The sequence below is a fragment of the Kitasatospora sp. NPDC034023 genome, from assembly GCF_055575795.1.
In genome coordinates this window covers 1-24,087 of record NZ_JBVIRY010000068.1, presented here as the reverse complement: position 1 = coordinate 24,087, position 24,087 = coordinate 1, and the positions used below count along the sequence as shown (strand labels likewise).

General features: G+C 70.2%; 24 protein-coding genes and 3 pseudogenes. 14 read left to right on the top strand and 13 right to left on the bottom strand.

Features of this window, described 5'->3' with window-relative positions; translation table 11 throughout:
* The coding region (locus tag ACZ52R_RS41790) for a hypothetical protein (protein ID WP_465755402.1) at positions 1 to 950 on the bottom strand (950 nt) is incomplete at its 3' end.
* 523 nt (positions 951 to 1,473) lie between these two features.
* Here ACZ52R_RS41790 and ACZ52R_RS41785 point away from each other — a divergent pair.
* Positions 1,474 to 1,726 (top strand): annotated as a pseudogene (locus ACZ52R_RS41785) (hypothetical protein); the annotation flags it as partial.
* A 61-nt stretch (positions 1,727 to 1,787) separates the two neighbouring features.
* On the opposite strand, the gene ACZ52R_RS41780 reads toward ACZ52R_RS41785, so the two are convergent.
* The gene (locus ACZ52R_RS41780) at positions 1,788 to 2,147 is read right to left on the bottom strand and encodes a hypothetical protein (protein WP_465755401.1); all 360 of its coding nucleotides are present in this window, start codon (positions 2,145 to 2,147) and stop codon (positions 1,788 to 1,790) included.
* Between the two features lie 333 nt (positions 2,148 to 2,480).
* Here ACZ52R_RS41780 and ACZ52R_RS41775 point away from each other — a divergent pair, with 333 nt between their 5' ends.
* Positions 2,481 to 3,047, top strand: coding sequence for a Uma2 family endonuclease (locus ACZ52R_RS41775; protein ID WP_360509975.1), 567 nt, complete (start codon positions 2,481 to 2,483; stop codon positions 3,045 to 3,047).
* Positions 3,048 to 3,456: 409 nt separating this feature from the next.
* On the opposite strand, the gene ACZ52R_RS41770 is transcribed toward ACZ52R_RS41775, so the two are convergent.
* On the bottom strand, positions 3,457 to 4,365 hold the full coding sequence (locus ACZ52R_RS41770) for a hypothetical protein (RefSeq protein WP_465755400.1): 909 nt from the start codon (positions 4,363 to 4,365) through the stop codon (positions 3,457 to 3,459).
* Between the two features lie 98 nt (positions 4,366 to 4,463).
* On the bottom strand, positions 4,464 to 4,823 hold the full coding sequence (locus tag ACZ52R_RS41765) for a hypothetical protein (protein ID WP_360210602.1): 360 nt from the start codon (positions 4,821 to 4,823) through the stop codon (positions 4,464 to 4,466).
* A gap of 910 nt (positions 4,824 to 5,733) precedes the next feature.
* Here ACZ52R_RS41765 and ACZ52R_RS41760 point away from each other — a divergent pair.
* The 5 genes from ACZ52R_RS41760 (at position 5,734) to ACZ52R_RS41740 (ending at position 8,684) form a co-directional block, all read left to right on the top strand.
* On the top strand, positions 5,734 to 6,324 hold the full coding sequence (locus ACZ52R_RS41760; protein WP_465665611.1) for a hypothetical protein: 591 nt from the start codon (positions 5,734 to 5,736) through the stop codon (positions 6,322 to 6,324).
* A gap of 180 nt (positions 6,325 to 6,504) precedes the next feature.
* A complete protein-coding gene (locus tag ACZ52R_RS41755; protein ID WP_465665613.1) occupies positions 6,505 to 7,260 on the top strand; it encodes a hypothetical protein in 756 nt (251 codons plus the stop codon).
* A gap of 399 nt (positions 7,261 to 7,659) precedes the next feature.
* A complete protein-coding gene (locus tag ACZ52R_RS41750) occupies positions 7,660 to 7,836 on the top strand; it encodes a hypothetical protein (RefSeq protein WP_465665615.1) in 177 nt (58 codons plus the stop codon).
* Between the two features lie 86 nt (positions 7,837 to 7,922).
* Entirely contained in the window at positions 7,923 to 8,225 is a 303-nt protein-coding gene (locus tag ACZ52R_RS41745; RefSeq protein WP_465626545.1) for a hypothetical protein, read from the top strand.
* A 120-nt stretch (positions 8,226 to 8,345) separates the two neighbouring features.
* On the top strand, positions 8,346 to 8,684 hold the full coding sequence (locus ACZ52R_RS41740; RefSeq protein WP_465665617.1) for a hypothetical protein: 339 nt from the start codon (positions 8,346 to 8,348) through the stop codon (positions 8,682 to 8,684).
* A 390-nt stretch (positions 8,685 to 9,074) separates the two neighbouring features.
* On the opposite strand, the gene ACZ52R_RS41735 is transcribed toward ACZ52R_RS41740, so the two are convergent.
* The 3 genes from ACZ52R_RS41735 to ACZ52R_RS41725 form a co-directional block, all read right to left on the bottom strand.
* Complete coding sequence (locus ACZ52R_RS41735) at positions 9,075 to 9,740, bottom strand: SMI1/KNR4 family protein (RefSeq protein ID WP_465665619.1); 666 nt, start codon at positions 9,738 to 9,740, stop codon at positions 9,075 to 9,077.
* Positions 9,741 to 9,990: 250 nt separating this feature from the next.
* Positions 9,991 to 10,344, bottom strand: coding sequence for a hypothetical protein (locus ACZ52R_RS41730; RefSeq protein ID WP_465626551.1), 354 nt, complete (start codon positions 10,342 to 10,344; stop codon positions 9,991 to 9,993).
* Positions 10,345 to 10,444: 100 nt separating this feature from the next.
* Positions 10,445 to 10,567 carry a hypothetical protein gene (locus ACZ52R_RS41725; protein WP_465626553.1) on the bottom strand — a complete coding sequence of 41 codons (123 nt, stop codon included), beginning with the start codon at positions 10,565 to 10,567 and terminating at the stop codon, positions 10,445 to 10,447.
* A gap of 278 nt (positions 10,568 to 10,845) precedes the next feature.
* Between ACZ52R_RS41725 and ACZ52R_RS41720 the strand changes: the two genes are divergently transcribed.
* From ACZ52R_RS41720 to ACZ52R_RS41705, 4 genes are all read left to right on the top strand, one after another.
* Positions 10,846 to 12,168 (top strand): hypothetical protein, encoded by a 1,323-nt coding sequence (locus tag ACZ52R_RS41720; RefSeq protein WP_465665620.1) that lies wholly within the window; start codon positions 10,846 to 10,848, stop codon positions 12,166 to 12,168.
* Positions 12,169 to 12,380: 212 nt separating this feature from the next.
* Complete coding sequence (locus tag ACZ52R_RS41715; protein WP_465665622.1) at positions 12,381 to 12,587, top strand: hypothetical protein; 207 nt, start codon at positions 12,381 to 12,383, stop codon at positions 12,585 to 12,587.
* A gap of 4 nt (positions 12,588 to 12,591) precedes the next feature.
* On the top strand, positions 12,592 to 12,921 hold the full coding sequence (locus tag ACZ52R_RS41710) for a hypothetical protein (protein ID WP_465626563.1): 330 nt from the start codon (positions 12,592 to 12,594) through the stop codon (positions 12,919 to 12,921).
* Positions 12,921 to 14,369 carry a hypothetical protein gene (locus ACZ52R_RS41705; protein WP_465755399.1) on the top strand — a complete coding sequence of 483 codons (1,449 nt, stop codon included), beginning with the start codon at positions 12,921 to 12,923 and terminating at the stop codon, positions 14,367 to 14,369. The genes ACZ52R_RS41710 and ACZ52R_RS41705 overlap by 1 nt, the downstream gene beginning before the upstream one ends.
* Before the next feature lie 158 nt (positions 14,370 to 14,527).
* Here ACZ52R_RS41705 and ACZ52R_RS41700 read toward each other — a convergent pair whose 3' ends face one another.
* Positions 14,528 to 15,151 (bottom strand): 2'-5' RNA ligase family protein, encoded by a 624-nt coding sequence (locus tag ACZ52R_RS41700; RefSeq protein WP_465755398.1) that lies wholly within the window; start codon positions 15,149 to 15,151, stop codon positions 14,528 to 14,530.
* Between the two features lie 747 nt (positions 15,152 to 15,898).
* Here ACZ52R_RS41700 and ACZ52R_RS41695 point away from each other — a divergent pair.
* A pseudogene (locus ACZ52R_RS41695) lies at positions 15,899 to 16,054 on the top strand (nitrate reductase); the annotation flags it as partial.
* Positions 16,055 to 16,168: 114 nt separating this feature from the next.
* Here the strand turns inward: ACZ52R_RS41695 and ACZ52R_RS41690 are convergent.
* The 3 genes and pseudogenes from ACZ52R_RS41690 to ACZ52R_RS41680 form a co-directional block, all read right to left on the bottom strand.
* Entirely contained in the window at positions 16,169 to 17,713 is a 1,545-nt protein-coding gene (locus tag ACZ52R_RS41690; RefSeq protein ID WP_465626569.1) for an FG-GAP-like repeat-containing protein, read from the bottom strand.
* A 46-nt stretch (positions 17,714 to 17,759) separates the two neighbouring features.
* Positions 17,760 to 19,010, bottom strand: coding sequence for an FG-GAP-like repeat-containing protein (locus ACZ52R_RS41685; protein ID WP_465626571.1), 1,251 nt, complete (start codon positions 19,008 to 19,010; stop codon positions 17,760 to 17,762).
* Positions 19,011 to 19,835: 825 nt separating this feature from the next.
* Positions 19,836 to 20,114 (bottom strand): annotated as a pseudogene (locus ACZ52R_RS41680) (transposase); the annotation flags it as partial.
* Positions 20,115 to 20,486: 372 nt separating this feature from the next.
* On the opposite strand from ACZ52R_RS41680, the gene ACZ52R_RS41675 reads away from it, so the two are divergent.
* Positions 20,487 to 21,020, top strand: coding sequence for a hypothetical protein (locus ACZ52R_RS41675; protein WP_465626573.1), 534 nt, complete (start codon positions 20,487 to 20,489; stop codon positions 21,018 to 21,020).
* A 1,443-nt stretch (positions 21,021 to 22,463) separates the two neighbouring features.
* Here ACZ52R_RS41675 and ACZ52R_RS41670 read toward each other — a convergent pair.
* Positions 22,464 to 22,628: a hypothetical protein gene (locus ACZ52R_RS41670; protein WP_465626575.1), complete on the bottom strand. Its 165-nt coding sequence runs from the start codon at positions 22,626 to 22,628 to the stop codon at positions 22,464 to 22,466.
* Positions 22,625 to 22,819 carry a hypothetical protein gene (locus ACZ52R_RS41665; protein ID WP_465626577.1) on the bottom strand — a complete coding sequence of 65 codons (195 nt, stop codon included), beginning with the start codon at positions 22,817 to 22,819 and terminating at the stop codon, positions 22,625 to 22,627. The genes ACZ52R_RS41670 and ACZ52R_RS41665 overlap by 4 nt, the downstream gene beginning before the upstream one ends.
* A 111-nt stretch (positions 22,820 to 22,930) precedes the next feature.
* Here ACZ52R_RS41665 and ACZ52R_RS41660 point away from each other — a divergent pair, with 111 nt between their 5' ends.
* Positions 22,931 to 24,028: a helix-turn-helix domain-containing protein gene (locus tag ACZ52R_RS41660; protein WP_465665627.1), complete on the top strand. Its 1,098-nt coding sequence runs from the start codon at positions 22,931 to 22,933 to the stop codon at positions 24,026 to 24,028.
* Positions 24,029 to 24,087 lie beyond the last annotated feature (59 nt).

The following is a 24,087-nucleotide window of genomic DNA, read 5'->3' as shown; positions in this document are numbered from 1 at the left end:
AAGACCGCAGACTCCCGCCCACGACCAGGACGAGCACCCCGGACAACCGTCACGCCAGCCCCTCCGACCAGCATGTTCGAAGATGGCGAAGGCTCATTGTTCGGCAGGACGAAGTTCCAGCCGGCCGGGACGTGTTCGCCACCGAGCGGGCACCTGCTTCCCGTGGCGGCCTCGTGGGGCGCGAAGAACAGCCCGTTGCACTTCGCGCAGTAGCGCCAGTCGGGCTGTCCGGTCGTGTCGGTGGCACCCTGCGTTGTGTTGGGCAGGACGAAGTTCCAACCCTGCGGGTCGTGCTCGACGAGCACGGCCTCGGCCACCCGGGTGTCATCGGTCCAGGCGACCAGGTCGGAGTTGCGCGGGTTCACTGCCGGGCAGATGCCGGGGTTCGGGATGCCTCCCGGCTGCCAGAAGAGCCCATGGCAGGTGGCGCACAGGTGCCAGTCGGGCTGCCCGCTGCTGTCCGGGGCCCCCTGTTCACGGCTGGGCAGATAGAAGATCCACCCGTCCGGACGGTGCCGGTCCCCGGCAGGACACACACCTCCTCCGGGCTCCTCCTGCTGTGCATGGAACAGCCCGTGGCACTGCCCGCAGAAACGCCAGTCGGGCTGCCCGGTCGTGTCGGTGGCACCCTGCATGTTGTTCGGCAGCACGAAGTTCCAGCCCGCCGGGACGTGCTCGCCGCCGAACGGGCAGACAGAGCCCGAAGCGCTGTCCTTCGGGGCCCGGAACAGCCCGTTGCACCGTACGCAGAAGCGCCAGTCGGGCTGTCCCGTCGTATCGTTGGCACCCTGGGTCTTGTTCGGTAAGACGAAGTTCCAGCCGATCGGGTGGTGCCCGCCGTTGTCGGACGTGGCGACGTCACCGAAGTAGACGTACAGCCTGCCCTCGTGTTCGGTGGTGGGTCCCTCATCCACACCCACGACGTTCCAGCCGCCGGTGAGGTTCATCATGGGCCAGTCCTGAGGGTCCCGGTCGCCCGTCAGCTGGGCCAGCCGTTTGGTGTCCAGGAGGGTCATGTGGTCGGGCATGGCAACCCCTTGCCGTGATCTCCTCGCCACAGGGCCGTCCGGCGAACCACCAGGAGCACCGCCCGAACGCCCTGAATCCCCCGCTGGCGTTGGCCACCTCCCACGATCTTCGCGGGGACGGCCACCCGCCGGCCGGCAGTGCTCCCCCGGCCGCGCCTGTAGCCTCCAACACATCAACAATATTTCGACACAGGCACTCATACATCCCGAGCGCATCTTCGATCGCGGCCACGGAACGGGGCTCGAACCGAAAGGCGACAAGAGCGCGGTCGACCATCCACAGCCGCTTCCGGCAGTGGAGGCACGCCGGCGTCTTCGAGGCCCTGCTGGAGGTGCGATCGCGGAAGCCGTCAAGCGGGGTGAGGTGGACTTGTCCCTGGTCAGCGTGGACTCCACGACCGTCCGGGCCCACCACGACGCCACCGGAATGCACCTGGACCCGACCGTCATCCCCGAGAAGGTCGACCAGGCCGCCAACCGGAAGAAGGGCAGCAAGGGCGGCAGGCCCGTCGGCCACGACGCCGAGCTCTACAAGCCGAGCTCTACAAGAAGCGGAGCACCGTCGAGCGCCTGATCAACAAGCTGAAGGCCTGGCGAGGCATCGCCACCCGCTATGACAGGACTCCCGCTACCTCGCCGGCCTCCACCTTCGCGGCGCAATGATCTGGATCAAAGACCTCACCAGGACCACCGCCTGATCACGACCGAATACGGGCCCTCGTACTCCAGCCGTAGATCGCGATCTTGCCGGGTGCCTGCTCATGGCCCGTAGACGAGGTCCGTACCCCCGCTGGCCTCAATTAGCCAGGACAACGAACGGCTGCCGAAGGGCCAGCCAGTGGTCGCCAGCTGCACCCAAGCGCCGTCCGGCTCATCGGCTCTCGCGTCCCACCACCACCACCAGCTCCGGTCGTCGCCCATCCCTTCCTCGGTGGGGTCGAAGTAGTCGAGCCAACCCGAGAGCATCCACGGTCCCTGATCGACAGCCGCCTTCTGCTGCGGCGTCATGGCCCGCCACTGACGTAGCCAGGCCTCGGCGTCGAAGGGCTCGCCATGTTCTGGTTCGGGGTGCTCGGGCGCGCACTGCTGGATGACCAAGTCGGCATCAGCTGCGGCCATCGCTCAAATGCTGGCCACTCACCCATCTGCGCGACCACGCACGTCAGTACCGCGCGCGCATTGGCTATGACCTGGGCCGAATCCTCGGCAGTGAACCCGCTCTTCTGCCGGTCACCTTCTCGTAAGGGGTCACCGGTTGAGGCTCGTTCGCTCGGCATGCTGTTCACGTCACGTGGTGGTGCCTAGTAACGTTACCGGGTGCCGAGTTCCCACGAGCGCCCCTGCTCGGCGGGAGCCATCCAAGCGCTACGGCCGTGGCAGCCAGGCCGCAGCGGACCCAAACAACTTCGCTGGTCCGTTCTGAGGACTGACATCCGGACAGGAGAGCAGCACGTGAGCACGGCGCATGCCAGCCCGGGTGACTACAGCCAGGTACCGAATCCGGAGCAGGCCCTCAAGTACGCGATCCAGCATATTGCGGGTGACCGTGTCGAGATCGTCGAGGGAGTCATCACCCCCGTGTCACCGTCCTGGGCCCACGAGACTGCCGTCGACCTGATCCGTGAACAGATCGGGCCCCGCATGCGCGAGCTCGGCCTCCGTGCCGGCTCCGGGAACCTCGACCTGCCCGGCACGGAGAACTACTACGTTCCGGACCTCGCCGTCGTGCCCGCCGAGTTGGCGAAGACCGAAGGGGCGCTCCTGCCCGACCAGACCGTGCTCGTCGTCGAGGTGACCTCGCCGTCGAACGGTGACACCGACCGGACCGCGAAGCGCCGGCGGTACTCGCAGTTCGGCGCTCCCGTGTACCTCCTGGTCGACCGGCAGGAACGCACCTGCACCCTTTTCTCCCAGCCCGGCCAGCTCGGCTACACCCGGATCGAAGGGCCCCACCCCTTCGGCACCCCCCTGCAGCTACCGCCCCCGTTGAGCACCGAACTCGACACGACCAACTTCTGACACAGGAAGCGGCCATGCGGGTCACCTCCGCACACACGGGGATTGCTCCGCCATGTAGACGTCCAGACCCACCACGTACGGGTCGGCCCCGTTCTAACGGACCGCCCTTCGCCTGGTGACCGGCAAACCGGCCAGGCCCGGCGATCCGTGGCTGCTGGCCGGACTTCGCGGATAGACCGAAGCACCAGCGCGGCACCGCGGCTGGCTGTGCGAGCACGAAGCAGCCCGACCGACCGCAGCCGAGGACAGCCGGCACCAAGAAGCCGCCGCCCTCGCCCCATGGCCGAGAGCAGCGCGCACGCCACCGTGCCGCCCTCGCCGCTGCCCGCGCGAACCGGGCCAGTGCTCCTCGACGTACGGGGAGAGCACGAGGATCGGCAGTAGCCTGAGTTGGTCACCCGAGCCTGCGCTACCCGGCCGCGCCTGCCGCGACGACCTTCTCCGCGTCGGCGACGTGCCGGCTGACGCCCTGCGCGAACGTCGCCAGCTCCTGCGGGTGCGCCGCGATGTACTGCCGGTCGTAGGCGGCCTGGACGGCCACCGCGGTCCCCATGAAGTTGGTGGACCGCTTGCAGGCGTCATCGGCGGTCGCGGTGGCGAGCTCGGCCGCTGTGTGGCTGACGGACGCTCCGGCGCCCTGGGTCCGGTCGCGCCAGCGCGGGTCCATGTAGGCGTCCGCCGGGGTGGCGTAGGAGAAGCCGCGGTCCTTCATGCAGTTGCTCCACTGCCGGTCGGCGGCCACGACGCGAGGATCCGTCAAGGGCTCCTTCGGCCCGCCGGCGGGCAGGGCGGAGGGGGTGGAGTTCAGGAACACCGCTCCGCCGACGGCGGCCAGGCCCTCCTGGAGGCAGCCTCCCTTGGGGACGACCCGGCCCTGGAACTCCGTGACCGGGGTGCCGGTCGTGTCCCGCCCGGTGAGTACCTGCCGGGTGGCGGCGGAGGCCGGCTGCCCGGGGCCCGTGGCCACGACGGCGTCGTAGCCGGTGGTGGCGACGCGGTCGGGCGCGAAGTACCCGTAGAGCTGGGACCGGACGTCCCGGTCGGCGGGCTCGGCCCAAGCCGGGTCCGGACCGGGAGCCTCCGTGATGCCCAGCCGTCGCAGACAGCCGGCACTCGTCAGGTAGGCGGCCCGTTCCGCGGTCCGGGTCTGCGCCGCGGTGGGGAGGTAGACGTCGATCGGGCGCACCACCTGGCCGACACCGGTGATGGTGGGGATCTCGCCCAGTTGGGGGGGCGCCGGGCGGGTGCCGCCCGTGCCGCAGCCCGCGAGGGCCGCCAGCAGGGCGAGCGTCAGGGCCGAGGTGGTGGAGCGCTTCATTTCCGTCCTCCGGGAGCGGGCGCGGCGGAACGGCACCCGCCACGGGCGACCGCGGGTCGGTGGCGGGTGCCGGATTCACGGACCGGTGGGGCCGGGGATCACGTCCAGTTCGGGTTGTCGATCTCCAGCGCGTAGGTGATCACGCCGCCGAGGTAGCCGGTGGACTGACCGGGCTTCAGCTTGATGACGCCGCTGGAGTTGTAGAAGGCGGCCCAGTTCCACTGGGTCGACTCGTAGATGACGTGGTCGATCTGGCCGATCCCGAACAGGCTGCTGGTGTTCTTGTAGCCGATGGAGCCCGCGGCGCAGTAGTTTCCGTTGCCGCTGGTGGTCACCGTGAGCCCGTTGGTCGGGCAGCCCACTCCGCCGATGGCGTTCGCCGGTGCCGCCACGGCCACCCCGGCCAGGGCGAGGCCCGCGGTGGCGGTGAGGGTGAGGAGCTTCCTGCCGATCTGCATGGGGAATCCTTCGATCGAGGTATCGGGTACCGGGTGTCGAGGCGCCGGGGTGATCGCGGCCCATGAAGAGGATGGCTGTCGGGCGCAACGGCGGCGCGAGCTGTTCAGCCGCAGCCGAATAGCCGCGAAACCGCCCCGAAGTCGTACGGAACATGGCATGTCCGCCGCCGTCGGCTGCCGGCCCACCGGGGGGAGAGGGACGCTCGCATTGCGCTTCACCATGCACGACTTGGCCCGCGCCAGACTCACCGTCTCGGCCCTGGACCGGATCCTCGGCGACACGGCTGGGGCCGAACACCGGTGCGTCGGCGTCACGTTGGCGCGTGACCGCTGGTGGCGGGCGGGCGGGCGGGCGGTGCGCGGGCACGTGCCGCAGCAGGCCGCACCCTTCGTGGAACGCGTCAACGCCGGCACCGGAACCCTCCCGGCCCTCGGCGCCGTCGTCGAGGTGATTGTCACCTACCGCCACCGTCTGGTCCTGCGCACCGACGAGCACGTATGGCCTCCCTCGCCGCGCCCATCGGCAGCCAGCACTGGACCCCGGCCAACGATGCCTTCGACTGGCTCCGAGCCGCCGGCGGTGACCGGTGACCGGCGACCGGTGACCGACCAGCCTGAACAGCAGCCAGCCGCGAGCTGCAGGTCTTCCACCGCCGACGGCGGGCCCCGGACCGGGGCACCCAGCCCGCGCGGACGATCTTGACCGATGGTTTAGTACTCACCCGTGATAAGAACCGATCTCGGGAAGGGCGCAGGAGCAGTGTGCTGCGCCCTCCTGTCCGCGCTGCTGCTGTCCTCATGCTCCTCCGGCACCTCCACCGCGAACTCCCAAGCGACCCCTACACCCGCCACCACAACGGACCCAGCCACCACAACGACCACCACCACACCCGCGGTCAAGAGCAAGGCGATGAGCGGCGCACTGGCAGCCGCCGTGGCCCTCACCCCGGCCGAGTGGGGCACCGGCTTCAAGAGCAGCCCTGTCGGCGAGAACGCCAAACTCGTGGCCTACGGGCTCGACGCGTCGTGCCGGTACCAGTCCGTACCCCCGCCGCCCAGCCTGCGCGGCCAGATGACCAGAAACGTGGAACGCCCGCTCGAAGGCGATGCCACCACGACCGCGGTCGGCGGCAACACGACCGTGAGCGTCTTCACCACGCCCGCCGACGCCCGGAACTACCTTTCCACCAGCAGGACCGACGGCAAGCGTTGCCCGAAGAGCTTCGTTCTCAACGGCGGATCTGTCGCGACCGAGAACATCCACGAGGTCTCGCTCGAGGGTTTCTCTGCCCCCATCGACGAGCTCTACGCCGAGGAGGGGCAGACGACGGGGGGCAACTCGACCCACCCGGACCCCTACGTATATTTGGTCGCCACCAAGGGCACGGTGGTGCTCAGCGTCTTCGTCCAGAGCGAAAACGACGCGGAGACGATTGCCCAGAATGAAGCGCGCGCGGAGCAACTGCTCACCGTCCTGAACGCCAAGCTCATGAGGTATTAGGCGCTCTCTCCGATCACCAGATCGTCGCTCTGGTCGTGCCGTCGCCCGAGGCCACGCCGTCCCGCTGCGCACCGCCCGCTGGCCGAGGGCCCTCACCGGTGCCGCGTGACAGCGGCCGCAACGCCGCAGCCCGGGTGTTCAATGGGCCGGTCAGCGTCATGGCGAGGCAGGGAGACGGGGATGGGACGCAAGAAGGTGGGCAAGCCGCGCGGGTCCAGGGGAACGGTCGAGTACACCCTGCAGCAGTTGCAGCCGCCGGGCTACGACCAGTGGATGGCCCTGGCCCCCGACGCCTACGACAGGGCCATGCTGGACATGCGGCTCAGCCCGGAGACCGTCGCCATGACCCGGCGCCTGACCCGCCTGGCCCCGCTGTACGGGACGAAGATCCCGGTGCAGGCTTTGTGGCTGGACCTCGCCGTCGACCAGGGGGTGCTCCAGCTGCGCCGACCCGATGGCAGCGTCGGTCACCTGCCGGTCGCCGAGCTGGCCGGGATGATCGGTGGCCAGCGCGCGGCTGCGGACGTGCGCAGCGTTGTCCACGAGCTCCATGCCGCTGGCGGTGTCCTGGTCGAGCCCAGCGATCAGGAGGAGGTCGTGCTGAGGGTGGTCGTCGGCAAGCCGGCCAAGCCTGGCGACCCGTGGCTGTTCGGTGGGGACCTTGCCAGCGCGCTGGTGCCGAAGGTCTGCATCCCGGTGGCGCCGGGGAGCCTGCTGCCGGATGAGTTCGCCGCGCTCGCCTATCTGCGCGCTCACCTCGCCGAGGGCACCACCGGCACCGCGCACGAGTACGCCGGGTTCGAGGGCGTCGGTACCGCAGAGCGCGCCCAGGAGCTGTTCGACGCGGTTGCCCATCTCGTCGATGCCCGGGGCTGCCCGGCCTGCCCGACCGCGCACCTGTGCACCCGTGACCCGCAGGCTGAGCTGACGGCTTGACAGCGGCGGGCGGGGGCCCGGGACGACCCGGTCGGGGCGCGTCCTGGCCGACGGCAGCTGGTGGCCGCCCGCCGGGTAGGTAAGAAATTCTGACCTCCTGGCATGTTCGCGACCGAAAGATTGCAGGTCGCAGGCCTGTTCGCGGGCCTCGGGCGGGTCTAGCATTCCGGATCACGGCAGCCCCACCACCCCCTTGCCGGGCTGCTGAGCAGTCGGCCACGCCCCCGCGGTGGCCGGTGCCTTCCATGGCCGGGACCCCGGGGCGCCCCCGTCCCCGCGGTCCCAGCCGCCCGCTCGCGAGGCGATCCCGTCCGTGGTCGACGCGCCTTGACGGGGAACGGGCCTGGGCAGCGAGGCGGTGGCCCGTCAGAGGGGGATGATGCGGGTGAGGCGTACGACGTGGTTGTTCGGGTCGATGACGTATTCGCCGAGAAGGCCGAGCAAGAGGAGGCCGCCGCCCGCACCGCAGCCGCCACCAGCGGCCAGGCCCTCGCCCGCGCCTACAAAGCGCTCCGCGCCGGCGCCGTCCCGCTGCGCCCGACCCGCCAACCGATGACCCTCACCGGCGCCGCTTGACCAGGACCGCTCCACCACCCGCCCACCGCCCGCTACCGTCGATTCTGCGGCCCGCCGTTCCGGTGGCCGTCACCACCGAGGACCAGGTGACCACCCAGCCCGACCACTGGGACTCGGCCAGGTCGACCATCCTTCACGAGCTGCGCTTCGCGGTCAGCAGGTACGGCTTGCCTGGCGACTGCGGCCTGTTCGAGCGGGACCTTGCCGCCGCCATCGCCTCCCCGATCGGAGACCGGGCTGCCGTTGCCGAGGTGATTGCCACCTACTGCCACCGCTTTGGTCCTGCGCACCGACGAGCAGGCCATGGCCTCCCTGGCCGCGCCGATCGGCAGCCAGAGTGGCGCCGGGTCGGCGAGGGGTTCGTCCGGGCGTGCGTCGTCGGCCGGTGATCGGCTGGCCCGAGCGTGGCCCCGCGGGGTCTGCCCTTCACTGGTTCGTGAGGGCCGTCCGGCGGGCCCGGGGCGGGTAGTCTCGGCTGGGTAGGAGAGGAGTGTTGCCTGAGTCAGCCCGTGCACGACGGGCTCGAGCTGATCCCCCGGCCCGAGCAGAGTCCGGCCGCGCTCAAGGCCGCCTTGGCCGTCGTGGCCGCGGACCGCCTCCCGGAGATGATCGACGGGCAGACGAGGGCCATGGCCGGGGCCATCACCACCGGTAGCGTCCAGCCGATCCGCTCGTTCGTCGCGCACTGGGCCGCCATGGTCGAGATCGAGCGGCACCCGGCCACCGCCCAGGCCTACCACCGGGCGAACTACCTCGCGAACCGCGCCGCGACCGTCGCCGAGTGCCGCGAGCACGCCACCACCGTCGCCGAGCTCTACCGCGCCGCCTACGCGGCGGTGAACGCGTGACCTGAGCTGGGAGTACCTGTCCAGCGAGCAGCACGTCACCGCCGGAGCCCCGGCCCGAGTTCCTCACCGCCGTCGAAGAGCGGGCCGCCGAGCTTGTCCGGGCCGCCGAGGCGCTCTACTTGGATGGCACTACCAGGGCAGCGGTGAGCCCATGCGCTACCTCGACGTCGCCGGCGGCCTGCTCGCCTACTACGTCGTCTCGCGCCTGGAACTCGTGGTCGTCTGCCAGGTCGCACCGCCGCCGACGCCGTGACCCCCGGGCACCGTCAGGCCGGGCCGAGCCCACGCACTCGCCGCTTTGACCATCCAGCTCACAGGTGGGGTCGTTCCTCCTGTCGAGCACGAGTTGAGGCAGCCTCGGCACAGTCGATGGTGTACCCCGGATCGTTGTTACCTGGTCCAGGGCATCGCCGTCGACCCGGTGGGCCGGTACCAGGTGATGCCCCACTCCGCGCCCCAGTCCTTGCCGGTCCAGTCGTAGGCGGGTGTCCAGAGTGGTCGGACCGGTTGAGGTCCCCACTCTTGCGGGTCCGGGCGCACCAGCAACTCATCCGCGTGGGCGTAGCCGCCGGTGAGTGCGGTCGCCACGAACTCCGCGAAGCCGCCGTCGAAACGGGCGAGCGCGCCGTCGTTGAAGTCGCAGAAGACGGCCACCGGCCACTGCTCTGGGTCCGGGCCGGTGGTCAGCCAGCAGCAGTGGTTGTGGTTGCTGTTCATGCCCCAGGGCAGTAGCCCGCCCGGGTCTGGAAAGACAGGGATGTGCTCCTGGTCCCAGAACTCATCCTCACCCTCGACCTGCTGCCGGAACTCGGTATCGGTCTCGAAGCGCCACCCCGCCAGGCCGCCCGGAGAGCCGGCTGCGTGGGAGGGCCTCGTCGGTGATCGCACGCCCCACTCGCCGTTCAGGTTCACCGCACCGTACAAGTCGACGAACGCCCGGTAGTCCGATGGCAGCTGGACCCCGAGCTCGGCCGGTGCCAACTCCCAGGGCACCCGCGCCGGGGTGTACACGGCCTCGCCCATGATTGCCCGGAGCCGGTCCCACGCCTCGGTCATCGCCCAGCCCTCTCCGGCCGTCAGCCTGTCAGAGGCTGCACTTTAGGCCACGGCTCTGGCAGGCCATTGACCTGACCGGAAGAACACGGGCGCCGGTGACTGCCCCGGGACTCCGGCCGCGCTGCGCCGGGGCGACCGGAGCCGAGACGCGCACCGTGGGCGATTCCCCGCACCGCCGGCTGAGCGACTTTCCGGGTGCCGGTGGCGCCGTGCGTCGCCAAGGCTGCCGGGATCCGGATGCAGTCCAGTGTCAGGTGTGGGTGTGGGGGACGGGTTCGCCGGTGAGGGTGTCGGTGAGGGCCCGGGTTCCGAGGGGCTGGTGCAGGACGACGGTGAGTTCGGCGATGCCGCCGTCCTCGCATCCGATGTCCGGGCCGGAGGCATCGCGGCGCCTGAGCAGCAGTCTGACCTGGTCGGCGGTCTCCAGTGCCACGAGGTCGGGCTTGTAGTCGCAGCCGCTCCAGGAGACTTCCATGGAGAGCGTGCGGTCGTCCGCCGCCACGGTGGTGTTCCTCGTGGAGGGGTCGGCGAGCTCGATGCGGCGCAGGACCGAGGCGTCACTCCGCTTGAACGGGAGCGGGTATGCAGGATCGTGCTCCCTCATGTCGCACGCCCAGGTCGTGACCGCGATCAGTCCCGCCGCGGCTAACCAGCGCCCCTTGCGCATCACCAGTTCCCCTCCCCCTTTCCCGCCGTGTCTTGGATCAGGGTAGGCCTGCCGGGCAGCGGCGCTCCGGGCAGGGGTAGTGGGTGGCGTCGACGGCGGCGCCGACGAGCTGGAGGATCGGGTGGCCCCACGTGGTGGCGGCGATCAGCACACCGAACACGACGGCGGTGAAGACGGGAGTCCTTTGAATACCCGCCTCGCTCTTCCCCCGTGGGGCTGGGGCGGATCTACGTGCAGGGTCCCTAGTCTGACGACCCCCTGGGACTTTGGCCCATCGCCAGGGCCGAGGTGTGCGTCGAGTGCGATGCTCCGGAACTGTGGAGGCCGTCCCGGGAGGTGGTCGAAGGGCCGAACTGGCGCGGCGACTGTCGGCCCGGGGCCGGGTTCACCGCTGCCGGCCTGGGGCTCGCTGTCGGTGGGCGGTGCAGAATTCCGATCATGAAGCGGATGCTCACCCTGCCGATGGCCATGCCCTCATCGCTGGCCATCACCCACGGCCTCGACCCGGCGGCCGGCGGGTGGGCCCCGCAGCACGCCGCGGCCACGCCGGACGGCGACACCTATGTGGTCTCCACCGTATGGCGCCCCTGGCGCGGCACGGGCGATCCGGCCGACCCCCTCCACATGCAGCTCAACCTCCGCTTCATCACCCGCTACACCCCGGACGGAACGCCCGTCGCCACCGCCGTGTTCGGAGGCCCCCGGCCGGACGGCACCCCGTCATCGATCATTCCGGACGGCAGCGGTGACACCCTGGCCGTCCTCCCCGACGGGACGGTCGCGCTCGCTCTGCGACCGGGCAGCACCCACCTGTTCTCGGCCGACCTGAGCCAGGTCCTGGCCACGTTCCCGATGCCCTGGGGCCACGAGGAGGAGAAGGAGAGGATGGGCGATCCCTTCGCCGCGTCGATCGCCGTCACACCCTCCGGTCGGCTGCTCTGCACGACCTCGGAGTACGGCCTCAAGTGGGCCGGCGCGACCACCAACATCGTCGCCGTCTCCGATCCCGGCGCCGCGCTCGCGCCCGGCTCCAAGCCCACCCTGCGGGCCATCGCGAGCCTTCACGCGAACACCGACCGCCAGACCGACGCTGATCAGCACCCCCACGTCGTCTTCGGCGGAGTCCCGGTGTGCCGGGACAACCGCCCCTCGCCCACTCTGACCGACGTCCTGACGGACTTCACCGGCAGCTCCGGCACCTTCTACGGCTACGCGGACTGCAAAGTGACCCGGCCCTCCGCCCTCGGCGACGACCTCTTCGTGGTCCCGGTTTTCGGCCGCACTTTCCGGTCGGGAAGCCGTGGCCAGGAGTTCAGCTTTGCGATCCTCGACGACCAGGGCACGCTGCGCGGCCGCCTGGAGGGCCTGCACCGCTACGACGACAGCCCCTTCACCGGCCTCGATTACACAGTCGTCGCCGACCCGCACCGCGGGCGGGCCTTCCACCTCAACCGCTACGGGTTGTTCGCCTGGAGCGCCGACGGCCAGCTGCGCTCCCGGATCTCCACCGCTGCCAAGCCCTTCACGGCCCTGAAGCAATTCGAGCTGCTGGAGTGCACCCCGGCCGGCGAGATCCTCCTCCTCCACCGCAAGCAACGCCTGCTGCTCCGCGTCCCCGTGCCGCAGGACTTCGACACCCTGCCCGCCGCCGTCGAGGCCGCTCTCAAGGCCTTCGGGACCGGGCGCCTCGCGCTGAAGAAGCAGCACGCGCCGGTCAACTGGTGCTGGCTGGACACCGCCGGGCAGGTAGTCCACCTCTGAGGGCGCGAGCCCGCCCGTCCGCGCGTGCTTCCAGGAAGGCAGGCGCGGTGCTGGCTGCCTTCCCTGCTGACGAACCGACATGACCGACGGGCCCCTTCGGTGACCATGACCGTTGCCTGCACCTTGAGCCCCGGCCCGACGCGCAGGCGTTCGCCGACCGGCTGAGCGAGCGGGTGAACCGACGCGTCGACGGGCTCGGAGAGTCCGCCAGCATGATCGACTTCGCGTTCAGCACCGCCCTCCTCGCGCTCCAGGCCCACTGCGTGGCCGACCCGGAAGGGGCCCGGCTGGGGACGTGGAAGGCCACGGTCACGGCCATGAAGCTCGGCTCGGCGCTGTTCGCCGTGACCGGCGCGCGCGCGGGTCGTCTACGCTGGGCGCCGGATGCATCACGCGACTGGCGTGCCGGAGGGGGCTGAGGGAATGCCAGGGACAACAGGGCCCAAGGGGTTCGGGGTTAACCCGCAGGATCTGCGCGACGCGGACACTGCCGCGCGGGCGGTGGCGGCGGGCATGCGGCAGGACCTGACGCAGGACTTCGGGCAGATGCCGGACCTAGGCATGCCGAACTGGCTCTTCGCGAGCCCGGCCAAGGCGGCCGTCCAGGACCTGAGCAGCCACGTCGAGCGCGTCACCACCAACATGCTGGAACACGCCGCTGGCATTCTGAGCACCATCGCGAGCTCCTACGAGACCACGGACGCGAACGCGGCCGCCTCGCTCGGCACGCCGGCTCCGGGGGGCCAGGGCTGATGGCCTACTACTGGGGGATGCTCAAAACGGCCGATCTCGGCGGCCTGAGGGCGATGACGAACGCCGTGTCCACCTTCGAGGGCCACTTCAAGACGCGGATCACGCAGTGGCAGACGGTTCAGCGGAACCTGGCCTCGTCCAGCTGGCACGGGCACGCCTCAGACGCGACCGACGGCGCCCTTCAGGAGCGTGCCAACCAGCTGTTCCTGGTTGACCGGGTGATCGAGGACCTGCGCGTGGTCCTGACGGACGCCCTCGACACCCTCCTGCTCTTGCAGGCCCGGCAGAAGACGCTCGTCGACGGCGCGGCCGCCGACGGTCTGCGGATCGTCGACGGTGACGAGAACGTCGCACCCGCGGTGGAGATCCTGCCGCCCGGCAAGGGTGATGAGGCCGCGCGGCACGACCCCGAATGGGTCAAAGCCATGGAAGCCGCCCGCGACAAGCTCGCGAAGGAGGTCGGCGACCTGTCCGGCGAGGTGAAAACCATGGACGACACCGTCACCGCAGCGCTCGGCAGGCTCGACACCACCTACCAGAGCACCGGGGACTTCACCCCGGAACGGGTCGCCGACGTCCAGAAGGACATCGACTTCCTCGACAAGGAGACGAACTTCAAATTCGGGGCGCCCCCCGGGAGTTCCTCTGGGAACCGACAGTGGTGGGACTCGCTGCCCGAATCAACGCGCCAGCAACTCCTGCACGACCACCCCGGCCAGATCGGGGCCCTGGACGGCCTGCCCTCCCAGACACGGGACCAGGCCAACCGGGCATGGCTGCCCCAGCTCCGTGAGCAGATCGCACAGGATGCCGCCTCCGCGACCCAGTCGGAGGTGCAGAAGGCGGCGCAGGCAAACCTGGCCGGCCTCGACGCACTCCAGAAGCAGATCGACACCCCCACCGTTCCGCCACAGCTCCTGCTCGACGTCGAGAATGCACGGACACAGAACACCGCGCCACGTGCCGTCATCGCCTACGGCAACCCGGACACCGCCACCAACATCGCCGCCTACGTCCCGCCGAACCCCTCACCGGCAACCCTCGCCACCGACGCCGCCACCGCACGCCGCCTGGCTGCCGACGCGGGCAAGGCCGACCCCTCCAAGCAGTCAGCGGCCATCGTCTTCACGAACATCGGTGACCCCGCAGACCCGTCGGCGGCCCGCTACGCCCTCGGAGGTCCACTGCGCGATGGCCAGACCGCGGGCACGTACAAGGGCCTGCTGGACGCGCACCAGGGCGGAAACCCCATCCTGACCGAGATCGCTGCCCGCCCGGAACAGGAAGGCCACGACGGCGGGTTCCTCATCGCCCGAACCCCCCTCAGCAACACCGCAGCCCATGGGTGGAGCTTCCAGCCGGGCGACATCGTGGCCAGCACCGCAGGCGCCCCCGACAGCCTGGCCTCCCACCACACCCTCGTCGACGCGATCGTCGGTCGCAGGTAACAGGACGAATGCAGGTTGAAGGGCAGGCGGGCGCGGCCGCCGGCCGGCGCCTGGCCGACGGCCCGCCACGCTGCATCCTGGGGTCTTCGCGTCCACGCCGATCAGCCCGCGGCGCGCGAGCTGCCCGGCCGGACGGCCAGGGGGTGTAGGGCTTCGGCCTAGCCGAGTGGCACGCGGGCGGCGGTCTCCCACTCGTACATCTGCCGGTCTCGGCCGAGGACGATAAGTTCGGCGGAGGTGATGCGGGCGGTGGCAAGGTAGGTGGTGACATCGGCGAGGGCATCGGCGGCGAGCCCGGCGGGGCTGTCGGCGCTGGAGTAGGCGACGGAGACGTGGGGCCGGAAGCCGTCCGGCGGCTCGGGGACCCCGGGCCACACGTCCGCGATGGCGGCGCGGATGGCGGCGCGGACGGCGTGGACGGGCTCGGCCGGGGTGACGGTGAGGAGCAGGGCCTCGGCGCTGACGATCGCGGGCCCCAACACCAGCTCGAAGGCCGGGACTTGCGCGAGGTGATGGGTGGCGGCGTCGGCGATCGCGCGCGCGTCGGCCTCGCTCACCTCGGTGGTGGAGCCGAGTCCCTGCATGGTGAGGTGAAGCCAGCGGTCCGGGACGAGGTCGAGGCCGGGGACGCCGGCCAGGGCGAGGCGGTAGTCGGCGGCGAGGCGGTGGACGTCGTCGGCGCCGTCGAAGGTCAGGTGCCAGGTGCACCAGCGGGTGCCCTGGTGCCACCCGGGGCGCCACCACCAGTGGTCGGCCATGTGCGCGGGAGTCTCATGCATCATGGTCACCGATCCAAGCACCGGTCGGGGCGGCGAGGGAGAGGGCGATTCTGGCCTCGCGGACGGCGGTCTGGCAGTGCTGCAGCTGGGTGACGGTGCCGGGCGCCTGGCGTCGGATACCCGCAGCGTGAGCACCACCTCGCTACTCCGGCGCGGTGGCGTTCGGCGAGCGGGGCGAGGCCAGGGACCGCTTCGGCGGCGGTCAGGTAGACCTCGGCGAGGGAGTCGATGGCGATCCGGTGGGCGGCGAGGTTGTGAACGCTGTTTGACGCTGACCACTGACCACCTTTAGGCGAGGCTGCCTGAGATCCAGCGCCGTGTATCACGTCTCAGCCCCGACCGCAGAGACGGTCGGGGGCTGGCGCAGCAGGTCGCGCGGGCAAGCTCAGAGGTTGGCGTGCTGCAGAAGCCTCCGGACGATGCTGCTGATGATCAGCATCCGGAAGCGTGCCTCGTCCGCACTGGACCGCCCGGGGTGCGCTCCCTCCGGGTGTGAGATGTCCCAAGCCCCCTGCAGGCCAGGGCCTGGAGGCGTGGCTGCGCGACCTGAGGGCCGCCGCCGAGCGCTGCCGCTCGGCGGCGGCCCTGACCCGTGCACCCGCACCGCCGGTCCCGCCGCGCGCGAGTGCGCAGGCCAGGAGCGGGGCCGGTGGCGCGCGGCGGGACCGGCGACCACGAGAACGGTGCGGTCAGTCGCTCACCGCACGAAGACGTACCGAGCCCGCGGTACAGAGAGGGCGAAACTCCATCATGGATCTCGGCGCGCGCTGGAAGCTGCACGGGGACGGGCGCACACCCGCGCCGGGGGCGGTCGCCCGCCCCCGACGAACGGCTCTCCTGGCCCGCACGGCAGGGCTGGGTGCCCAGCACGTGGTGGCCATGTTCGGCGCGATCTTCGTCGCTCCCGCATGACGAGAGCGATGCATGCGGGAGCGCGAAGTCACCTGGAAGTCAGATGAGTTGAGACCTCACTGGCCGCCAGTGACGATCAAGTCCCCCTCGGCAGAGACCCGTTGCAGGTCAGGCGCCGGCGGCGATCTGTCCGTAGTCGGTCCAGCTGCCGTGGCCGTCGCCGCCGTCATTGCGGAAGGCGTTGACGACACCACCGGCGCCCGTGACCAGGTAGTCGGCCCGACCATCACCGGTGATGTCGGCGAGGACCACGGCATTCTGGTCACTGGTCAGACCGATGGCGATCTGCCCGTAGTTGATCCAACCGCCGTGGCCGTCCCCGCCGTTGTTGAGGTAGGTGACGACGGAACCGTTGGGGTTGATGGCGCTGTAATCAGCGCGGCCGTCGCCGTCGATGTCGGCGAGGCGGACACGGCTGATGTCGCCGGTCAGGCCCGTGGCGATCTGACCGTAGTCGCTCCAGCCGCCACCGGTGTCACCACCACGGTTGAGGAAGGTGTGGACAGCGCCGTTGTAGTCGATCATGTTGTAGTCGGCGCGGCCGTCACCGTCGATGTCGGCGAAGCGCACGCGGCTCGCGTCGGTGGTCACACCCGTGGCGACCTGACCGATGTCCTGCCAACCGCCGTGCCCGTCACCGCCCTTGTTGAGGAACACCCGCACCGAACCATCCGGATTGACGAGGATGTAATCGGCGCGGCCATCACCGTCGAAGTCCGCGAAATGCACCCGGCTCGCGTCGGTGGTCAGACCCGTGGCGACCTGGCCGAAGTCCTGCCAACCGCCGTGCCCGTCAGTGCCCTGGTTCAGGTACACGTGCACCGGACCGTCCGGGTTGACGATCACGTAGTCCGCACGGCCGTCACCATCGAAGTCAGCCCACCGCACCCGACCCGTCCCCGCCTCCGTACCCGCCCGCGGTGCGGGCGGGCGCTGTGCGAGTCCGTCGCCGACGGCCTGGTCCAGCCCGTTGGAGAAGACGTCGCCCATCCGCACGTACCCGGTGTCGCTCGGGTGTAGGCGGTCGGCCATCTCGCCGCCCGACAGTGCCGGCGGCTCCAGGTATCGGAACTTCTTGCCGGCCAGCTTTCCGAACTGCAGCGCCTTGATGTCGGTGTTGAAGGTCCGCACGCCGTCCTGGAGACCCGATGTGGTGGGGATCAGCCCCTGCGCGAGGACCGTGACGCCCGGCCGGTCGGCGAGGATGCGCTCCGCGAGGTCCGTGAAGGCGTTCGCGGCGCGGGTGGCGGCCTGCTGCTTGTCGGGATCGGGGTCGCGGTCGAGGTCGTTGATGCCGATGTGGAGCAGGACGACGTCGGGCGTGGCCGCGGACAGCCAGCCGTCGATGCCGGCGCGGATGTCGCTGATCCGGTATCCGCTGTGGCCCTCGTTGTCCGGATCGGGGACGTTGCCCCAGTGGCCCGAGCCGACGAAGTCGACCTTGTAGCGGGACTGGGCTGCGATGTCGTTCCACAGTTGGAGGCGGTAGCCCGCAGCGGTGGAACTACCCACGCCGGCCGTGATGGAGTCGCCCAGCGGCATCACCCGGAGCACCGGGGACGGCGGCGCCGCGGCCTGCGAGGCCGGGGCGGTGGCGAGGTGGCCGGCAAGGACGGCGGCGGTGGCGAGGCCGCCGAGTATGACACGTTTCAAAGGAAGGTACCCCCGTAGTTGTGGTGAACGGTGAATAGCTGCCGGCTCAGGCGCCGGCGGCGATCTGTCCGTAGTCGGTCCAGCTGCCGTGGCCGTCGCCGCCGTCATTGCGGAAGGCGTTGACGACACCACCGGCGCCCGTGACCAGGTAGTCGGCCCGACCATCACCGGTGATGTCGGCGAGGACCACGGCATTCTGGTCACTGGTCAGACCGATGGCGATCTGCCCGTAGTTGATCCAACCGCCGTGGCCGTCCCCGCCGTTGTTGAGGTAGGTGACGACGGAACCGTTGGGGTTGATGGCGCTGTAATCAGCGCGGCCGTCGCCGTCGATGTCGGCGAGGCGGACACGGCTGATGTCGCCGGTCAGGCCCGTGGCGATCTGACCGTAGTCGCTCCAGCCGCCACCGGTGTCACCACCACGGTTGAGGAAGGTGTGGACAGCGCCGTTGTAGTCGATCATGTTGTAGTCGGCGCGGCCGTCACCGTCGATGTCGGCGAAGCGCACGCGGCTCGCGTCGGTGGTCACACCCGTGGCGACCTGACCGATGTCCTGCCAACCGCCGTGCCCGTCACCGCCCTTGTTGAGGAACACCCGCACCGAACCATCCGGATTGACGAGGATGTAATCGGCGCGGCCATCACCGTCGAAGTCCGCGAAATGCACCCGGCTCGCGTCGGTGGTCAGACCCGTGGCGACCTGGCCGAAGTCCTGCCAACCGCCGTGCCCGTCAGTGCCCTGGTTCAGGTACACGTGCACCGGACCGTCCGGGTTGACGATCACGTAGTCCGCACGGCCGTCACCATCGAAGTCAGCCCACCGCACCCGACCCGTCCCCGCCTCCGTGCCAGCCCGGGACGATCGGGTACCGCCCACGAGTTCTGCGTGCGCAATGCCGCTCTCGGGCGGCATGAACATGCCACCGGGGACGCCGGCACTGCTCGCCTGATACCTGACTCCTGCGATCTCCGGAAGGTAGACGCGCGGGGTCTCGCAGTAGCTGGCCAGGGCGCAGCTGCCGCCCTTGCCGTCAAATCCGTTCTTTCCGCTGTCGCCTGACAGTGAGATACTCGGGACGAGCGCGGTCCTCGCCAGGACGCACCTGATGGCGCCGTACGCGTAGATCTGCCCACCGCTACGACCTATCACCACACTGTTGTGGCAGTCGCTGTTGTTGATCATGTCCTTGAACGGCATGCCGTAGGCGCTGGTATCCGCAGCCGCCACGGCGCTGGAGGCGAAGATTGCCGCCACCGCTCCGGCCGCCACGAAAGCGGCCTTCCAGCTTTTCCTCATTGCGTCTCCCCGTAGTGAATGAGAAATGTGTCCGGAGCGTTCGACCGCTGGTCGTTCCATAGAAATCGGCCGAACGCATGCCATTCCGCCGGCAAAGAATCCAGCGAACCGGCGCCGCGACACGTCACGTCCGTCCGCCCGCCCGCTGATCGGCAGGTAGAGCGAGAGAAGGAGCAACTACTCCGCCGGGATGCCCCAGCGTGCACGGATTGGCAGAATCGGCTTCCCCCGTGTCGCGACGCCGAGAGCATCCCACCCAACATGTAGATACGGTAAGCGGTTTGAGTGAGATTTGAGGTTCTCTCGCAGAGAAGTCGCGATGCGATACGCAGCCCAAAGTGTTGCGTCCGGACCCCGAAGGTTGCACGTTCGTTACTCCATCGCTGCCTAGGGCCGGCTCGCGCCACTCGGCTGCGAAAGCCGAACGTAGGAGGTCGAGCGTGGCCTCATCGGGACGGTGATCACGTGTGGTTGTCACGGAAGCATGCGCGGCCGGGGAGACCGAGAACCGGGTGACGCATCCGGAGCCCTACCGGACCTTCGTCGCGGCGATCAACAACGGCAGCAGCCTTGGTCCCCCGGAGGATGGCGGTCTTCAGCCGCTGGGGTGGCTGCCGGACGTTTGGCCGGGCACGGGTCCGCGGCGCCCAGGAGAGCCGTTCCCGCTAGCCTCCGCCTTTCAGTTGGGTCCTGCTGAGCTGGGTTGATGGCGTCGGTGAGGGGTCGTGGGCGTTTGCGGCTGTGCGGGCATGCCGAGGGCCCGACGCGGCGGCCGCGTGTCTCCAAGGTCCTCGGATCGTGGGTGGGCAGCGCCGGGGTGCCGGTTCAGGTGACGGGCCGAGGACGGGCCTGCAGTCGGGCGAAGGCTGTCGCGAGGTCGTGGCGCCAGGGCCGGATGGCGGCGATCCGCAGGTGCAGGCGGCGGGCGCCGCGGGTGATGCGGGCGCCGGCGTGGAGAAGCCGGTAGCGGAGCTTCTTCGGTTCGGCGGTGGACAACTCGCCGTCCAGCGGGATGGTTTGGGTCCAGGCGAGCAGGTCGATGGCGGCCAGGGACAGCTCCAGCCAAGCGGCGTTGATCTGGGAAGCGATCGGGGCGGGCATCCGGCGTACACGACCCGCTGGGTACGGGCAGGTCCTCGACGCGGCGAATCGCCCCGACCGGTATCGGGCCGGGACCTCCTGCCCCGACGATCAGCACGGCCGCGGAGGGGGCCGTCTGGCCCTCACCCCCGAACGGCTCGGCAACCCGGTAAGCCGACGATCGCCGGGCTCGAGCCGAGGCCGAGGACGGCCACCCCACCACGGCGGCGGAAGTACTGGCCCCCGTCCGCCCCTGGCCAACCCCGTCTCGCCGAAGGCCCGGCCGCCGACCGCATTCCCGGCGAACCCCCGACCACACGGCCAGTCAGTTACCCGTGCTGTACTACGTGACCGTCCTTCGTGCACACCGTGCATCACCTCCGGAGTCCCCACTCGATGAGCGTCACCTGCCCGACATGCCGCGCGGCGGACGAAACCGTCGCCGTACACAAAGCCCTGCTGGACTCCGACCGGCCCCTCAGCCCGCCGACGCGGGAGTTGCTGTCGATGCCGCCCGAACCCGGTGGCTCGACCGGGGCCGCGATCACCCTCTTCGTGTTGGCGGGCCTCTTCGGCCTGCTGGGACTGCGCACGCTGTTCTCCGACGACGGCGGCGGCTCCGACGCCGCCTACCGGATCGGCTACCAGTACGGCCCGTTCCTCACCACCGCGATCCTGCTGGGGATCGGGCTCGCCCTCCAAGCCGACCACCGAAGCCGTCGCGGTGACACGGCTGGCCAGTGGCCGCACACCTACGAACAGTGGCTGCAACTGCAGGGGGTTTGGCGGGAGACCTGGCTGTGCCGACGCTGCAGCGTCGCCTTCCTCCCCACCGCCTCGCCCGCGGTACCCGTAGGACAGTTCCCGCAGTGGGTGGCGACCATCGCTCGCAGGGACGATCGCCCCGGAACCCCGACCACCCCGAACTGACCACCGATCGCTCCGACCCGGCACGGACGGCATACACACGGGGCCCGTGCCGCGAAGTAAGTGTCGGCGACGGTTGTAATGAGGACCACGGTCAGCGGAGCCCGCCGACTCCCGCACGCTCCCTGAACCTTGTCGCAGACAGCCCCGGTGACGAGACATCGCCCGTGGTTCGGCCGAGGCCAACCCGGCACGGTGTCTCATGGCGAGCATGACCTCGAGCTGCGGTGTCGCTGCTGGTGTTGCGGGTCAGGCAGGCGAGCATGGAGATGACGGCGCACCAGGCAAGGTGGATCTCGGCGGGGAGCCGGGAACCGCTCGAACCAGTGGCAGTTCCGGCGGGCGCGCATGCGGGCTCTACGAGAGGGCCCGTTGTCGCCACTGACGCGTGGCACGATGGCTCAAGCTCTTTGACAAGACAGATCACGCACCGACGGGCGTGCCCACTCAGCGGAACAGCAAGAAGTAAAGGGCCAGCAAAGCCGCCCCATCGCCCCAGGTCAGGAAGTGTCCTCCCCGCACCTGCGGGGGTCAGCCCCCGGACGGCGCGCTGCGCCGCCACGCCCGGGCGTCCTCCCCTCACCCGCGGGGGTCAGTCGCGTCAGGAGGTGCTTCCCCCTCCTCCTCCGGACCAGGCAGATCTTGACCCACAGCGACGCGAGACCGGCGACCGCAACCGCCGAGCCCGGCGTCTCCACGGGCTCACGCAGGAGGGGTGGCCGAACGCTCTGGTCTCTCGCGCAAGACTGTTGGCGCCCTAGATATAAAACTGCCGGACGTTGGTGACACATGGATCTCCGGCTACGACGGACTCCTGCCATGCCCCCTTCACCGCAACAGCAGCAGGACCGCCAGGCCCAGCGACGCCTGGCGGTCCTGCGACACCGCAGAGGAGGTCACCGGGAACGTCTCGCTGACCTGCCGGGAGTCGTGCCCTATGCGCTCGGCGGGTTCAGCGGCGGCGGGTTGGACGGCCTCAGCGCCGGGGCTGAGGTCCGCCGATTCCCGGGGTTTCCGCTCGGCTGCCGCTGACCGTCGTCGCTCATGCTCTCCTCCGTCTCCTCTGCCGCCGACTCCTCGTCCAGCAGCAGTCCTGTCGGCGCGAGCCGGGGCTGGCCGGGGTGGCGAGTCTCCCGCCCCCGCGCGGCCCACGAGTCCCGCGGCGTTCGGTCTCGCGCAGGCCGGTCCTTCTTCTCCACCGCGTCCTCCTCGTCGTGCTGTGAGCTCACCATCGTGGCGCCGGCCGAGCACCTGCGTTGGCCGTTCAGTCGGGCTCGTCACCCTCACGGGGCGTTGGGTCAGGACATCCAACGTGGTCGGTGATCCAGTCCGTGAGAGACGTGCGGATTTCGTCGAAACGCCCCCGCCCGTATTCGCCGCAGGCGCGGCAGTACCCACCAGCCTGACCTGGTTCCGAGTCCAGCGCGGGGATCCCACCGGCCATGCTCACCTGGCGGTCCCGGCGCCGGGGCAGCGGCACCCGACGTGGTCGGTGATCCAGTCGTAGATGCCGGTGAGCTGTCCGTCGTACGTGCCGAGGCCGTAGTCCCGGCAGTCCCGGCAGACACCACACACCCGCTCGTCGGGCGCCGGCTCGTCCTGCTCACTCACTGTTCCTCCGTCGAGTCGGTGGGGCACGCGGCGGCGCACGCCACGACGGCCCAACCGAGCGGAGCGGAGCGCTCGCCGGTGGGCGTGTAGACGTGGCCGGCCGGCACCAACTCGCCGCCTCGGCGGCGGCAGCGGATGCAGGCCTCGGCCTGCAGCTGGGCGCGCGTCGGCGGTGGCTGATGCGTTGTCACGGGCACAGCATCGGCAGGGTTTGGGACCGCCACCAGGGCCACGGTGAGTACCCACCGTGAAGCCACCGTGGCCGATACGCTCGTGACCCCACCGACTCCTCGGAGGCCACCGTGTCCGCGCCGGAATCGCTGCCCGCCCACCTGCTCGCCGACGCCACCTTCGCTGCCGCCTGCGCGGACAGACAGATCGGGCCGGTCTTCCAGGCCGTCCGCCGTGCTGGCATCGGCGCCGCCCAGATCGCTCGCCGAACCAGCCTCTCCACCAGTCGCGTCACCGAGATCATGAACGGCGGGCGGGACGTTTCGAGCATGGAGGTGATCGAGCGGATCGCTGACGGCCTTCGCATCCCTGGCAGGATGCTCGGCCTCGCCGACCGGCAGTGGGAGACCCCGGCCCTCCCCACCAGCTACGAGCCCGCCGCCGTCCCCGAGGCCTGGGAGGTGCTCGACATGCTGACCCACTCGACGGCCGGCAACGCGACCCTGAGCCGCCTGGAACAGGTGGTTACCGAGATCGCCTTCCGGTACCCGTCCACCCCGCCGGCCGAGTCGCTGCGGGCCCTGTACCGGCAGCTGGCTGGTGTGCACGCGATGCTCGGGCGCCCCCAAGCCGTCGACGCGCGCCGCCGCGGGGTACGGATACTGGCCGTCCTCTCTGGGCTCCTCGGGCTCGCCAGCCACGACCTCGGCCAGCGGGCCGCGGCCGACGGCTACTTCGCCGTCGGAACGACCGCAGCCACCGAAGGCGAGGCCGAAGACCTGGCTGCGTGGGTACTGACCATGCACTCCATCGCCGAGTACACCGCCGGGCGAAGCGGTGCTGCCGCCGAGTTGCTGCGGCAGGCGGTCGGGCGGGCGCAGGCTGCGGCGCCTCGGCGGCGTGCGTGGGTGGCGGCGAACTTCGCTCGAGCGCTTGCGGCCCGCGGCGACCGGGAAGGGGCGCGGGTGGCCATCGAGCAGGCGATGCAACTGCTCAGCGCCGCGGGCGAGCCGGTCGGCGGCCTCGACTTCTTCACCGGCCCCAGGCTCGACGGCATCGCCGGCGAGACGTATTCTCACCTCGGCGAGCGCGACGCCGCCGCTGTCCTGCTGGAGACGGCCATGAGTCGCCGAGACCCCGCAGACATCAAGGGCCGCGGGCTGATCGCGCTGGACTTGGCAGAGGTGCGCCTTAGGGCGTCCGCCAGTAGGTGCCGAGCTAATCGGTAGTAGCAGGGCAGGCACGGTTCGCCCGATCATGGAGTTCTCTACGCTTCATGATCACCGGG